Annotated in this window: 14 protein-coding genes and 1 riboswitch; of the genes, 7 read left to right on the top strand and 7 right to left on the bottom strand. The window is 69.7% G+C overall.

Going from position 1 to position 12,647, the window contains the following annotated elements; all coding sequences use genetic code 11:
* Positions 1-13: 13 nt before the first annotated feature.
* The 4 genes from metF to ACI2LP_RS20500 all read right to left on the bottom strand — a co-directional run bounded on the left by metF (position 14) and on the right by ACI2LP_RS20500 (position 3,503).
* Positions 14-931: a methylenetetrahydrofolate reductase [NAD(P)H] gene (metF, locus tag ACI2LP_RS20515; RefSeq protein ID WP_404725915.1), complete on the bottom strand. Its 918-nt coding sequence runs from the start codon at positions 929-931 to the stop codon at positions 14-16.
* 140 nt (positions 932-1,071) lie between these two features.
* A complete protein-coding gene (thiE, locus tag ACI2LP_RS20510; protein WP_404725914.1) occupies positions 1,072-1,722 on the bottom strand; it encodes a thiamine phosphate synthase in 651 nt (216 codons plus the stop codon).
* A 124-nt stretch (positions 1,723-1,846) separates the two neighbouring features.
* A complete protein-coding gene (locus ACI2LP_RS20505) occupies positions 1,847-2,212 on the bottom strand; it encodes an Rv2175c family DNA-binding protein (protein ID WP_404725913.1) in 366 nt (121 codons plus the stop codon).
* Positions 2,213-2,279: 67 nt separating this feature from the next.
* Positions 2,280-3,503, bottom strand: a complete 1,224-nt coding sequence (locus ACI2LP_RS20500; RefSeq protein ID WP_404725912.1) for an NAD(P)/FAD-dependent oxidoreductase — start codon at positions 3,501-3,503, stop codon at positions 2,280-2,282.
* 108 nt (positions 3,504-3,611) lie between these two features.
* Positions 3,612-3,723: riboswitch (TPP riboswitch) on the top strand.
* Here ACI2LP_RS20500 and thiO point away from each other — a divergent pair.
* The 6 genes from thiO (at position 3,721) to ACI2LP_RS20470 (ending at position 9,566) form a co-directional block, all read left to right on the top strand.
* The gene (gene thiO, locus ACI2LP_RS20495) at positions 3,721-4,893 is read left to right on the top strand and encodes a glycine oxidase ThiO (protein ID WP_404725911.1); all 1,173 of its coding nucleotides are present in this window, start codon (positions 3,721-3,723) and stop codon (positions 4,891-4,893) included. Its footprint overlaps the riboswitch before it by 3 nt.
* On the top strand, positions 4,890-5,090 hold the full coding sequence (gene thiS / locus ACI2LP_RS20490) for a sulfur carrier protein ThiS (protein WP_404725910.1): 201 nt from the start codon (positions 4,890-4,892) through the stop codon (positions 5,088-5,090). Before thiO ends, thiS begins: the two co-directional genes overlap by 4 nt.
* 6 nt (positions 5,091-5,096) lie before the next feature.
* On the top strand, positions 5,097-5,891 hold the full coding sequence (locus ACI2LP_RS20485; RefSeq protein WP_404725909.1) for a thiazole synthase: 795 nt from the start codon (positions 5,097-5,099) through the stop codon (positions 5,889-5,891).
* Positions 5,892-6,169: 278 nt separating this feature from the next.
* Positions 6,170-8,140, top strand: coding sequence for a Stk1 family PASTA domain-containing Ser/Thr kinase (pknB, locus tag ACI2LP_RS20480; protein WP_404725908.1), 1,971 nt, complete (start codon positions 6,170-6,172; stop codon positions 8,138-8,140).
* A 5-nt stretch (positions 8,141-8,145) separates the two neighbouring features.
* On the top strand, positions 8,146-8,994 hold the full coding sequence (locus ACI2LP_RS20475; RefSeq protein ID WP_404725907.1) for a deoxyribonuclease IV: 849 nt from the start codon (positions 8,146-8,148) through the stop codon (positions 8,992-8,994).
* Positions 8,995-9,074: 80 nt separating this feature from the next.
* Positions 9,075-9,566, top strand: coding sequence for a DUF4396 domain-containing protein (locus ACI2LP_RS20470; RefSeq protein ID WP_404725906.1), 492 nt, complete (start codon positions 9,075-9,077; stop codon positions 9,564-9,566).
* A 16-nt stretch (positions 9,567-9,582) separates the two neighbouring features.
* On the opposite strand, the gene ACI2LP_RS20465 is transcribed toward ACI2LP_RS20470, so the two are convergent.
* Entirely contained in the window at positions 9,583-10,215 is a 633-nt protein-coding gene (locus ACI2LP_RS20465; RefSeq protein ID WP_404725905.1) for a sulfite oxidase-like oxidoreductase, read from the bottom strand.
* Between the two features lie 154 nt (positions 10,216-10,369).
* Between ACI2LP_RS20465 and bfr the strand changes: the two genes are divergently transcribed.
* Positions 10,370-10,849 (top strand): bacterioferritin, encoded by a 480-nt coding sequence (gene bfr / locus ACI2LP_RS20460; RefSeq protein WP_360866360.1) that lies wholly within the window; start codon positions 10,370-10,372, stop codon positions 10,847-10,849.
* Between the two features lie 13 nt (positions 10,850-10,862).
* Here bfr and ACI2LP_RS20455 read toward each other — a convergent pair whose 3' ends face one another.
* Entirely contained in the window at positions 10,863-11,129 is a 267-nt protein-coding gene (locus ACI2LP_RS20455; RefSeq protein WP_404725904.1) for a bacterioferritin-associated ferredoxin, read from the bottom strand.
* Positions 11,130-11,278: 149 nt separating this feature from the next.
* Positions 11,279-12,631 (bottom strand): class II 3-deoxy-7-phosphoheptulonate synthase, encoded by a 1,353-nt coding sequence (locus ACI2LP_RS20450; RefSeq protein WP_404725903.1) that lies wholly within the window; start codon positions 12,629-12,631, stop codon positions 11,279-11,281.
* Positions 12,632-12,647 lie beyond the last annotated feature (16 nt).

Raw genomic sequence — 12,647 nt, 5'->3', positions numbered from 1 at the left:
CGGGTACGACCGATCACGACTGCTCGTGCAGTCCGAGATTCTCGTAGATTTCGAGCGTCGCAGTGGAGTTGTTGAGCGTAATGAAATGCAGTCCGGGGACACCCTCGGAGAGCAAACGTGCGCAGAACTCCGTTGCGAACTCGATGCCAATGGAGCGTACAGCGGCGGGATCCTCCTTGACGGTGAGGATCCTCTCTTTCAGCTCGGGCGGGAACGAGGCATTGCTGAGCTGGGCAAAACGCTCGAGCTGCTTGACGCTGGTGACCGGCATGACCTCGGGGATGATCGGGGTCTCGCAGCCCGCCTCCGCGACCCGGTCGCGCAGCCGCAGATAGTCCTCCGGCTGGAAGAACATCTGCGTGATCGCGTAGTCGGCGCCGGCGCGGCACTTGTCGACGAAGTGCCGGGTGTCGGTTGCCCAGTCCTCCGAGCGCGGATGCATCTCGGGGAAGGCCGCGACACCGACGCAGAAGTCACCGGACTCCTTGATCAGCTGGACGAGCTCGGCCGCGTACCGCACGCCGTCGGGGTGCTTGATCCACTCGCCCATCGGGTCGCCGGGCGGGTCGCCCCGGACGGCAAGGATGTTGCGGATCCCGGCGTCGGCGTACTGGCCGATCATGTTGCGCAGCTCGGCGATGGAGTGGTTCACCGCGGTGAGGTGCGCGACGGGGGTGAGGGTGGTGTCGGCGGCGATCTGCTCGGTGGCCTTGACGGTGCCGGCGCGCGTGGAGCCGCCCGCGCCGTAGGTCACGGAGACGAAGTTCGGGGCGACCGCCTCGACCCTGCGGAGCGCGTTCCAGAGGTTCCGCTCGCCCTTCTCCGTCTTGGGCGCCCAGAACTCGAAAGAGTAGGAAGGTTTGCCGGTCGCAAGCAGCTCGCGCACTGTCCGTGCGCGATCCGTCCTGGTGGAAGCTGTTCCGAGGGCCATAACTGCAGGTTATCCAGGGCTCGACGGTCACCCAACCAGAACCAGGGAATATGTCCGTATTGTCTGCCTAATGTCCACCCCTCGGACAGTTATGCGCTTCCCGTTGTCCACCGCGCCCCCTTCATGCGCCGTCTGGGGCCTTAAGCGTCGCGCTCCCTGACGCGCTTGGCCAGGGACGCGGACGCCGCCGCGGGGTCGTCGGCCTCGGTGATGGCCCGTACGACGACGATCCGGCGCGCGCCCGCGTCCAGCACCTCGTCGAGGTTGCCCGCGTCGATCCCGCCGATCGCGAACCACGGCCGGTCGGTCGCCAGCCCCGCCGCATACCGCACAAGGCCGAGTCCCGGGGCGTACCGCCCGGGCTTGGTCGGGGTGGGCCAGCAGGGTCCGGTGCAGAAGTAGTCCACGCCGGGCTCGGCGGCGGCCGCATCCACTTCGGACTCCGCGTGCGTCGAACGGCCGGTCAGCACCTGGTCGCCGAGGATCGCGCGGGCGGCCGGGACCGGCAGATCGCCCTGGCCCAGATGCAGCACGTCGGAGCCGATGGCGTGGGCCACGTCCGCGCGGTCGTTCACGGCGAGCAACTTGCCGTGCCGGCGGCAGGCGTCCGCGAAGACCTGAAGGTGCTCGAGCTCCTCGGCCGCCTCCATGCCCTTGTCGCGCAGCTGCACGATGTCGACCCCGGAGGCGAGCACGACATCGAGGAACTCCGCGAGGTCGCCCTGCTTCTTCCGGGCGTCCGTGCAGAGATAGAGCCGGGCGTCGGACAGCAGCTCACGAGCCGTGGGCATGGGTGTTTCCCCCCGTTGGGTGGGCGGTGTGCGGGCAGGAACGCTCGGCCCCCGTCCCGCACACCGCGTGGTGTTGTCTTCAGGACCCCGTGACGCCAGGACGTGGCATCACGAAGTCCGGATGTCAGACGGCGAGCGCCTGGGCACGGCGCTTCACCTCCGTGCCGCGATTCTCGCTGAGCGCCTGCGCGGGCGTGCCCGGCAGGGTCGGGTCGGGAGTGAAGAGCCACTCCAGCATCTCGTCGTCGGTGAAGCCGTCGTCCTTCAGGAGCGTCAGGGTCCCGGCGAGACCCTTGACCACCTTGTTGCCGTCGATGAAGGCGGCAGGCACCTGAAGCGCCCGGTTCTCACCGCGGCGCACGGCGATCAGCTGGCCCTCCTTGACCAGCTGCCGTACGCGTGTCACCTCGACATCGAGCATTTCCGCGATGTCGGGAAGGTGGAGCCAGGCGGGGACGAGAGCATCGATTTTTGCGTCAATCTCGGTCACAGGACAAGCGTGCCATCCCGGACTGACAGTCGGTAGCCGGACCCCTCGCGCGGCACCTCGCTGCCCCCTAGACAGCCGCCGCCTTCAGAGGGACGGACGGGTCCGCCGCGCGGTCCGGATCCAGCCGCGCGCCGGACAGGATGAGTTTGCGCCCCTGCGCCAGGTCACGGGCCCTGCCCACGGCGAGCAGCGCTACCAGCGCACCCTCGCGCAGCCAGAGCACCGACCAGGAGGCGGCCGCCGGATCGCCCCGCCACACCATCGTGTCGGCGGCAGCGTGATGGCCCGCGTACTGCACGAAGCGGCCGAATTGCTCGGACCAGAAATACGGCACCGGGTCATAGACCTGCGGGGCCTCGCCCACGACATTGGCGGCCACCGTGCGCGGCCCCTGCAGGGCGTTGTCCCAGTGGTGCACGAGCAGCCGCTCGCCGTAGCGCGCGGACGGGAAGGAGGCGCAGTCCCCCACCGCGTACACATCGGGCAGCGAGGTGCGCAGATACTCGTCCGCGGTGATTGCTCCGTCCGGGCCGAGTTCGATGCCGGAGCCCGCGAGCCAGCCGGTGGCGGGGCGCGCGCCGATGCCCACGACCACGGCCCCGGCCGGGAGCAGGCGGCCGTCCGCCAGGATCACCGTGCCCGGCTCGATGTCGGCCACGCGCGCGTGGGTGATCAGTTCGGCGCCGTACTCCGCGTACCAGTGGGCCATCGGGGCGGCGACCTCGGCGGGCAGGGCACCCGCGAGGGGGCGGTCGGCGGCCTCGACGACGATCACGGCGCAGCCCGCCTCCCGGGCTGCCGTCGCGAACTCCGCGCCGATCCAGCCCGCGCCGACGACCACGACGTCGTGCTGCTGCGCGAGTACCGGGCGCAGCCGCTCGGCGTCGTCGAGGGTGCGCAGGAGATGGACGCCGGGGACGCCTTCGGTGCCGGGCAGGGTGATCGGCTCGGCACCGCCGGCGATGACCAGGACGTCGTACGGGACGGGCCCCGCCTCGGTGTCCAGCTCATGCACGGCCGGGCGCACGCCGGTCACCTCGCAGCCCAGCCGCAGTTCGATGTCGAGCGCCTCGAAGTCGACCTCGAAGGCCGACCCCTCCGCCTTGCCGAGCAGGATCGCCTTGGAGAGCGGGGGTCTGTCGTACGGCTGGTGGGGCTCGGCGCCGATCAGGGTGACCGGGCCGGTGAAGCCCTGCTCGCGCAGCGCCACCGCGGTCTGCACGCCGGCCATTCCCGCGCCGACGACGACCACGCGGCGCCCGCCCTGTGCTGTCTGCTGCTGCTCGCTCACCCTGCAACCCTAACGATCTGACGACCTGTCAGGAAGCCGGGATCCGCGACGCCGCTCACCCCGCACTCCCTTACTGCGAGTTGATGGCTGGGGTTAGGGTGGCCACCGTAAGGCACTCGCGGGAGCCCGGACGCACCGGGCTGAGAGGGAGGCTGGCGGCCTCCGACCGTACGAACCTGATCCGGGTCATGCCGGCGAAGGGAGGGGCTGGACGCCCATGTCGCGTATTTCCGAAACGCGCACTTCAGACGTCCTCGTCATCGGGGGCGGAATCATCGGCCTGGTCACGGCCTGGCGCACGGCACAGCGCGGACTGCGGGTCGCCGTCGCCGATCCGGAGCCGGGCGGCGGGGCCGCGCAGGTCGCCGCGGGCATGCTCGCCGCCGTCACCGAGCTGCACTACGGCGAGCAGATGCTGCTCGGTCTCAATCTGGAGTCCGCCGGACGCTATCCCGCATTCGTCGCCGAACTCGAGGAGGCGAGCGGGCAGCGCCTCGGGTACCGCGCCTGCGGGACACTCGCCGTCGCGCTGGATGCCGACGACCGCGCGCATCTGCGTGAACTGCACACCCTGCAACGCCGGTCCGGTCTTCAGTCGGAGTGGCTGACGGGCCGCGAATGCAGACGTCTCGAGCCGATGCTCGCACCCGGCGTGCGCGGGGGCCTGCGGGTGGACGGCGATCACCAGATCGATCCGCGCCGGCTGGCGGCCGCGCTGCTGACCGCCTGCGAGCGGGCCGGGGTGGTCTTCCACCGCGGCTGGGCGGACCGGCTTTCCGTGGTGCGGGACCGGGCGGCCGGGGCCGTACTGACCGACGGCGACGAGCTCAGCGCGGATCAGGTCGTCCTGGCGGGCGGCAGCCTGAGCGGCAGGCTCGGCGGTGTGCCGGCGGACGTACTGCCTCCCGTACGGCCGGTGAAGGGCCAGGTCCTGCGGCTGACCGTGCCGCCCGCGTACGCGCCCTTCCTCTCCCGGACGGTGCGGGCCGTGGTGCGCGGCAGCAATGTCTATCTGGTGCCGCGCGAGAACGGCGAGCTGGTCGTCGGCGCGACCAGCGAGGAGCTCGGCTGGGACACCACGGTCACCGCGGGTGGTGTGTACGAGCTGCTGCGCGACGCGCACGAGCTGGTGCCCGGCATCACCGAGCTGCCGCTCACCGAGACCCGCGCGGGGCTGCGCCCCGCCTCCCCCGACAACGCCCCGCTGCTGGGCCCGACCGCGCTGCCCGGTCTGCATCTGGCCACCGGGCACTACCGCAACGGGGTACTGCTGACTCCCGTCACCGGCGATGTGCTGGCCGAGCTGCTGGTCACCGGCGCGCTGCCGGACGAGGCCCGCGCCTTCACGCCGCGCCGTTTCTCTCCCGTACCTCTGGAGCAGCCCGCATGAACGTCTCCGTCAACGGCGAGGCCCGCGAGCTCACCGCCGGAACCACCCTGGACACCCTGGTCACGGCCCTCACCGCCGCTCCCGCCGGGGTCGCCGCCGCCGTCAACGAAGCGGTCGTCCCGCGCAGCCAGTGGTCGGGCACGCTGCTCGGCGACGGCGACCGCGTCGAGGTCCTCACCGCAGTGCAGGGAGGCTGATCAGCCATGGCCGACGACCGTCTCACCATCGGTGACACCGTCTTCAACTCCCGCCTGATCATGGGTACGGGCGGGGCGCCGAGCCTCGACGTGCTCGAACGCTCCCTCGTCGCGAGCGGCACCGAGCTCACCACCGTCGCGATGCGCCGCCTCGACCCGACGGTCCAGGGCTCCGTGCTGTCCGTCCTGGAGAAGCTGAACATCCGCGTCCTGCCCAATACGGCGGGCTGCTTCACCGCGGGCGAGGCCGTGCTGACCGCCCGGCTCGCGCGCGAGGCGCTCGGCACGGACTGGATCAAGCTGGAGGTCGTCGCGGACGAACGGACCCTGCTGCCCGATCCGATCGAGCTGCTCGACGCGGCCGAGACGCTGGTCGACGACGGCTTCACGGTGCTGCCGTACACCAATGACGATCCGGTGCTGGCCCGGAAGCTTCAGGACGTGGGGTGTGCGGCGATCATGCCGTTGGGCTCGCCGATCGGCTCCGGTCTGGGTATCCGCAACCCGCACAACTTCCAGCTGATCGTGGAACACGCGCGCGTGCCGGTCGTGCTGGACGCGGGAGCGGGCACGGCGTCGGACGCGGCGCTGGCGATGGAGCTGGGCTGCGCGGCGGTGATGCTGGCCTCGGCGGTCACGCGGGCGCAGGAACCGGTGCTGATGGCGGAGGCGATGCGGCACGCGGTGGAGGCGGGACGCCTCGCGTACCGGGCGGGCCGTATCCCGCGGCGCCACTTCGCGGAGGCGTCGTCGCCGCATGAGGGCCGCGCGGCCCTGGACCCGGAACGCCCGGCGTTCTGACCGCTGCGGCCGTTTCCGTAGCCGGGGCTCCGCCCCGGATCCTCCCCCTACGCCCTGCGGGCGTGGGGGGACCTCCACGCCTCAAACGCCGGCGGGGCTGAATTCAGCCCGTCTGGGGTCCCCCCGGACGAAGTCTGGGGGAGATTGAGGAACAACGCCCGAAGGGCGTCCCGGGCGGAGCCCCGGTCAACCCGCGCTGTCACAGCTCGGCTGCAGTACGGCCCCGGTCCCGCCCCGGGGAGTCTGGCCTGTCCGTGGTGACTCGTAGAATCTCCCGCGTGGATACGACCCTCAGGGACCCCCTCGTCGGGCAGGTGCTCGACGGCCGCTACCGCGTCGACGCGCGCGTCGCAGTCGGCGGCATGGCCACGGTCTACCGGGCCGTCGACACCCGACTCGACCGGGTGCTCGCGCTCAAGGTGATGCACCCCGCCCTCGCCACCGACGCCTCCTTCGTGGAGCGCTTCATCCGCGAGGCCAAGTCCGTGGCGCGGCTCGCCCACCCCAATGTGGTCGCGGTCTTCGACCAGGGCGCCGAGGGTGCGTACGTCTATCTCGCCATGGAGTACGTCGCGGGCTGCACCCTGCGCGACGTACTGCGCGAGCGCGGGGCGCTCCAGCCGCGGGCCGCGCTCGACATCCTGGAGCCCGTGCTGGCCGCCCTCGGTGCCGCGCACCGGGCCGGGTTCGTCCACCGGGACATGAAGCCGGAGAACGTGCTGATAGGAGACGACGGCCGGGTCAAGGTCGCCGACTTCGGTCTCGTACGTTCCGTCGGCTCGGTCACCAGCACCACCGGCACCGTGCTGGGCACGGTCTCCTATCTGGCTCCCGAGCAGATCGAGCACGGCACGGCCGACACCCGCGCCGATGTGTACGCCTGCGGGGTCGTCCTCTACGAGATGCTGACCGGTGCCAAGCCGCACGCCGGGGACACCCCCGCCCAGGTGCTCTTCCAGCATCTGAACGAGGCCATGCCGGCGCCCTCAGCGCAGTTCCCCGGACTCGCCGTCGAGCTCGACGAGCTGGTCGCGAGTGCCACCGCCCGCACCCCCGAGGTCCGTCCGTACGACGCGGTGGCGCTGCTGGCGCAGGTCCGCGAGGCCCGTGCGGCGCTCGGCGACGAGCAGTTGGACATGGTGCCGCCGCGTGCGCGTACCGAGGATCCGGCCGAGAACCCGGCGCGGAACGGAATCACCGGCGATAGCGCGGGCGAGATCTCCTCCTCGTCCGAGGACCGTACGGATGTCATCCCGCGGGTGATCTCCCGCGAGGAACCACCGGTGGACCACACCGCCCGGTTGGTGATGCCGCCCCCGCAGCCGCCGTACCAGCCCGAGCCGCCCCGCCTCCTGGGCGTCCCGCGGCGCGGCATGCTCGCCATTCTGGTCGCCGTCCTGCTCGTGCTCGGCGTGGGCGCCGGTGTCTGGTACATCAACTCGGGTCAGTTCACCCGCGTACCGGCCCTCATCGGCAAGACCGAGCAGGACGCCAGGCAGCAGCTGAAGAGCGCCGGTCTCGGCGTGAAGAAGGTGCGGTACGACTTCAGCGAGACGGTAGAGCGCGGCACGGTGATCAACAGCGTCCCCGCGATCAATCAGCGCATCCGCGGCAACGGCTCCGTGACACTCATCGTCTCGCGCGGCCCGGAGATCGTCAGGGTCCCCGACGTCGGCAGCATGCCGCTCAAGAAGGCCGAGCAGGAGCTGCGGAAGGTCGGCCTGGCACCCGGTGTGATCACCAAGGCCTTCAGCGACGAGATCGAGCAGGGCTCGGTGATCAGTACGGAACCGGCGGCCGGTACCGGACGCAGCCCGGACTCCGCGGTCGCCCTCGTCGTCAGCCGGGGCGCCCCGGTCGATGTCCCGGATGTGACCGGCGAGTCGGTGGAGGATGCCACCAGCAAGCTCGAAGGCGCCGGCTTCAAGGTCAAGGTCGCCGCCGAGCAGATCAACTCCCCCGAGGAGGCGGGCACCATCGCCGAGCAGTCCGCGACCGAGGGCGCCCAGCTGGCCCGCGGCGACACCATCACGCTCACGGTCTCCAAGGGCCCGCGCATGGTGGAGGTCCCCGATGTCGTGGGCATGAAGGCGGACGAGGCCACCGACAAGCTGAAGTCGGCAGGCTTCGAGGTCAAGGTGGAGAAGAGCTTCCCCTTCCTCGGCGACACCGTGGAGAGCCAGTCCGTCGCGGCGGGCGAACAGGCCCCCGAGGGCAGCACGATCACCATCAAGACCAAGGGACTGTAGTTCTGATGCGCAACCCCGTCGGCGGCCATGTCCCCGTGGCCGGCGGCCTCGCCACCACCGGCCTTGCCTACGCCCGTGAGCTGGAGGCCGAGACAGTACAGGTCTTCGTGGCCAATCCGCGCGGCTGGGCGACGCCCGCCGGAAACCCGGCGCAGGACGAGCGGTTCCGGGCCGAGTGCGCCGCCGACGGGATCTCGGCGTACGTGCACGCCCCCTATCTGATCAACTTCGGCTCGCACACCGAGGCGACCGCCGAGAAATCCGTGGAGTCGCTGCGGCACTCGCTGCGCCGGGGCCGGGAGATCGGCGCTCTGGGCGTGGTCGTGCACACCGGCTCGGCAACCGGGGGCAGGACCCGCGAGGTGGCGCTGGCGCAGGTGCGGGAGCGGATGCTGCCGCTGCTCGACGAGCTGACGCACGACGACGACCCGTTCCTGCTGCTGGAGTCGACGGCCGGCCAGGGCTTCTCGCTCTGCTCGAGGACCTGGGACTTCGGGCCGTACTTCGAGGCCCTCGACTCCCATCCGAAGCTGGGCGTCTGCCTGGACACCTGCCACGTCTTCGCGGCCGGGCACGATCTGGCGGGCCCGGACGGGATGGCGCAGACCCTGGATCTGTTGGTGGAGACGGTCGGCGAGGGCCGGCTCAAGCTGATCCACGCCAATGACTCCAAGGACGTGGTGGGCGCCCACAAGGACAGGCACGAGAACATCGGCGCAGGTCACATAGGTGAGGAGCCGTTCAGGGAGCTGATGCGGCATCCGGCGACCGAGGGCGTACCGCTGATCATCGAGACGCCCGGCGGCAAGGAGGGGCACGCGGCGGACGTGGCACGGCTGAAGAAACTCCGCTGAGAGATCCCCATCAGGGAATACCCTTGGGGGGTATACGGTTCTTGCTCGGCAGGAACCGCTGTCCGGCATTGGGGGCACTCATGCAGCACGAGACTCACACCGAGCACGCGCACCACACGCCCGAGGGCCGCGGCAGGGTCAGCTGGGCCATGGCCGCCGGGGCGACCCTTCACTGCCTCACGGGCTGCGCCATCGGCGAGGTGCTCGGTATGGTCATCGGCACCGCGCTGGGCTGGGGAAACGTCCCGACGACGGTCCTGGCGATCATCCTGGCCTTCTTCTTCGGTTACTCGCTCACGCTGCGCGGCGTCCTCAGGGCCGGAGTCGACTTCAGGACCGCGGTGCGGGTCGCCCTCGCCGCCGACACCCTCTCCATCGCCGTGATGGAGCTGATCGACAACGGCGTGATCGTGCTCTGGCCGGGCGCCATGGACGCACAGCTGGCCGACGCACTGTTCTGGGGCGCTCTCGCCATCTCGCTCGTCGTGGCCTTCGTGGTCACCACACCCGTGAACAGATGGATGATCGGCCGCGGAAAGGGCCATGCGGTGGTTCACCGGTACCACCACTGACCTGGGGCGCCAGGACTCAGAGCTCGGGGCCGTCCCCGGGCTCTTCCTGGTACGAGTAGCGCTGTTCCCGCCATGGGTCGCCGAGATTGTGGTACCCGCGCTCTTCCCAGAAGCCGCGGCGGTCGGCGGTCATGTATTCCACGCCCCGGACCCACTTGGGTCCCTTCCAGGCATACAGATGCGGCACGACAAGGCGGAGCGGGAAGCCGTGCTCGGCGGTGAGCAGTTCGCCGTCCTTGTGGGTCGCGAAGATCGTGCGCTCCGAGACGAAGTCGGCGAGCCGCATATTGGCGCTGAATCCGTACTCGGCCCAGACCATGGCATGGGTGGCGTTCGCCGCCGGCGGTGCGAGTTCCACGATCGTACGGGCGGGGACACCACCCCATTCGGCCCCCAGCATGCTGAACTTCGTCACGCAGTGCAGGTCGGCGACCACCGTCGAGAAAGGCAGAGCCGAGAACTCCTCATGGTTCCAGCAGTGCTTGCCGCCGTCGGCAGTGGCGCCGAAAACCCTGAACTCCCAGCGGTCCGGCTTGAACTTGGGTACGGGCCCGTAGTGAGTGACCGGCCAGCCACGCTGCAGTCGCTGCCCCGGCGGAAGCTCGGACTCCTCTGATGCGCGGTATTCCCGGCTTTCCGGCTGACCCATGCCTTCAATGGTGACAGACCTGGAGGGGTGGTCATGACCAGGTCTGGCCCGATTCGGGCAACTCGTACTAAGCATGCACTTACTGGACTGCCCCGGGCCGCGGTGCGAGGATTCGCCCACCTGCCCAGTCACACGTGCGGAAGGAGCCTCTGCGATGCAGGGCGACCCCGAAGTCATCGAGTTTCTCAATGAGCAGCTGACCGCCGAATTGACGGCCATCAACCAGTACTTCCTGCACGCGAAGATGCAGGAGAACTTCGGCTGGACGAAGCTCGCCAAGTACACCAGGGCAGAGTCGTTCGACGAGATGAAGCACGCGGAAGTGCTCACCGACCGGATCCTCTTCCTCGACGGCCTGCCGAACTACCAGCGCCTGTTCCATGTGCGTGTGGGCCAGACGGTGACCGAGATGTTCCAGTCGGACCGGCAGGTCGAGGTGGAGGCGATCGACCGCCTCAAGCGCGGGATCGAGGTGATGCGCAGCAAGGGCGACATCACGTCGGCGAACATCTTCGAGTCGATCCTGGCGGACGAGGAGCACCACATCGACTATCTCGACACGCAGCTGGAGCTGATCGAGAAGCTCGGTGAGCCGCTCTACATCGCGCAGCTGATCGAGCAGCCGGAGAGCTAGAGGTCGCCCCGGATCAGGCCGCTTCGCGGAGCTCGGTCTGCGCGTCGGCGCCGGGGTCGGAGGTCAGCACGGCTGTGCCGTTACCCTGCTCCAGCAGCTCACGCCGCGGGCAGCTGCCCCGGCCCAGAATCCCCTGGATGCGGCGGACACACGATCCACAGTCGGTACCGGCTTTGGATACCGACGCTATCTGTCGAGGGGTGCAGGCACCGGCGTCCGCGTGTTCCTTGACCTGCTTCTCGGTGATGCCGAAGCATGAGCACACGTACACGCGGTTCACCTCCCGGACGGGATCGATACGGTGGCGCCTTTCCCGATGATCGGTGAGGCTTACCTAACCTTAGCCGCAGAACCGGATACGCAAAAGCCCCGAAATGACGGTGGGGCGCGGATCACACCGATCCGCGCCCCACTGTCATTGATCCGTTACTACTGGTCGCGGTACATCTCGGCGACCAGGAAGGCCAGGTCCAGGGACTGGCTGCGGTTCAGGCGCGGGTCGCAGGCCGTCTCGTAGCGCTGGTGCAGATCGTCGACGAAGATCTCGTCGCCGCCGCCCACGCACTCGGTGACATCGTCACCGGTGAGCTCGACATGGATACCGCCCGGGTGCGTGCCGAGCGCCTTGTGGACCTCGAAGAAGCCCTTGACCTCGTCGAGCACGTCGTCGAAGCGGCGGGTCTTGTGGCCGGAGGCCGCCTCGAAGGTGTTGCCGTGCATCGGGTCGGTCACCCAGGCCACGGTGGCGCCGGAGGCGGTGACCTTCTCGACCAGCTCCGGGAGCCTGTCGCGGACCTTGTCGGCGCCCATGCGGACCACGAAGGTCAGCCGCCCGGGCTCGCGCTCCGGGTCGAGCTTGTCGATGTACTGCAGCGCCTCGTCGACCGTGGTCGTCGGGCCGAGCTTCACACCGATCGGGTTGCGGATCCTGGAGGCGAACTCGATGTGCGCCCCGTCCAGCTGGCGGGTGCGCTCGCCGATCCAGACCATGTGGCCCGAGACGTCGTACAGATTGCCCGTACGGGAGTCGATGCGGGTCAGCGCCGACTCGTAGTCGAGCAGCAGCGCCTCGTGGGAGGCGTAGAACTCGACCGTGCGGAACTCCGCCGGGTCGGTGCCACAGGCCTCCATGAAGTTCAGCGCGTTGTCGATCTCGCGGGCGAGCTGCTCGTAGCGCTGGCCGGAGGGCGACGACTTCACGAAGTCCTGGTTCCAGGCGTGCACCTGGCGCAGGTCGGCGTAGCCACCGGTGGTGAAGGCGCGCACCAGGTTGAGCGTCGCGGCGGAGGCGTTGTACATCCGCTTGAGGCGCTCGGGGTCCGGGATGCGGGCCGCCTCGGTGAAGTCGAAGCCGTTGACGGAGTCGCCCCGGTAGGTGGGGAGCGTCACGCCGTCGCGGGTCTCGGTCGGCTTGGAGCGCGGCTTGGAGTACTGGCCGGCGATACGGCCGACCTTCACCACGGGCACGGACGCGGCGTAGGTCAGCACCGCGCCCATCTGGAGCAGGGTCTTCAGCTTGTTACGGATGTGGTCGGCGGACACGGCGTCGAAGGCCTCGGCGCAGTCGCCACCCTGAAGCAGGAACGCCTCGCCCTTGGCGACGGCTCCCATCCGGGCACGCAGCTGGTCGCACTCGCCCGCGAAGACGAGCGGCGGATACGACTCGAGGTCCGCGATCACATCGCGCAGAGCCTCGGCATCGGGGTACTCGGGCTGCTGCGCCGCGGGCAGGTCTCGCCAGGTGTTGCCACCGACAGCGGTGGTCTTAGCGTTCACGGTCACCCAGCCAACAGTACGG

The organism is Streptomyces sp. NPDC019890 (assembly GCF_044903445.1).
Taxonomy (GTDB): domain Bacteria; phylum Actinomycetota; class Actinomycetes; order Streptomycetales; family Streptomycetaceae; genus Streptomyces.
The sequence above is the reverse complement of the archived record's forward strand: the minus strand, read 5'-3'. Positions and strand labels throughout refer to the sequence as shown.

Coding starts and splice junctions, on each gene's coding strand:
- metF (WP_404725915.1), bottom strand. CDS start 931: ATGGCCCTCGGAACAGCTTCCACCAGGACGGATCGCGCACGGACAGTG.
- thiE (WP_404725914.1), bottom strand. CDS start 1,722: ATGCCCACGGCTCGTGAGCTGCTGTCCGACGCCCGGCTCTATCTCTGC.
- thiO (WP_404725911.1), top strand. CDS start 3,721: ATGTCGCGTATTTCCGAAACGCGCACTTCAGACGTCCTCGTCATCGGG.
- thiS (WP_404725910.1), top strand. CDS start 4,890: ATGAACGTCTCCGTCAACGGCGAGGCCCGCGAGCTCACCGCCGGAACC.
- ACI2LP_RS20485 (WP_404725909.1), top strand. CDS start 5,097: ATGGCCGACGACCGTCTCACCATCGGTGACACCGTCTTCAACTCCCGC.
- ACI2LP_RS20475 (WP_404725907.1), top strand. CDS start 8,146: ATGCGCAACCCCGTCGGCGGCCATGTCCCCGTGGCCGGCGGCCTCGCC.
- ACI2LP_RS20470 (WP_404725906.1), top strand. CDS start 9,075: ATGCAGCACGAGACTCACACCGAGCACGCGCACCACACGCCCGAGGGC.
- ACI2LP_RS20465 (WP_404725905.1), bottom strand. CDS start 10,215: ATGGGTCAGCCGGAAAGCCGGGAATACCGCGCATCAGAGGAGTCCGAG.
- bfr (WP_360866360.1), top strand. CDS start 10,370: ATGCAGGGCGACCCCGAAGTCATCGAGTTTCTCAATGAGCAGCTGACC.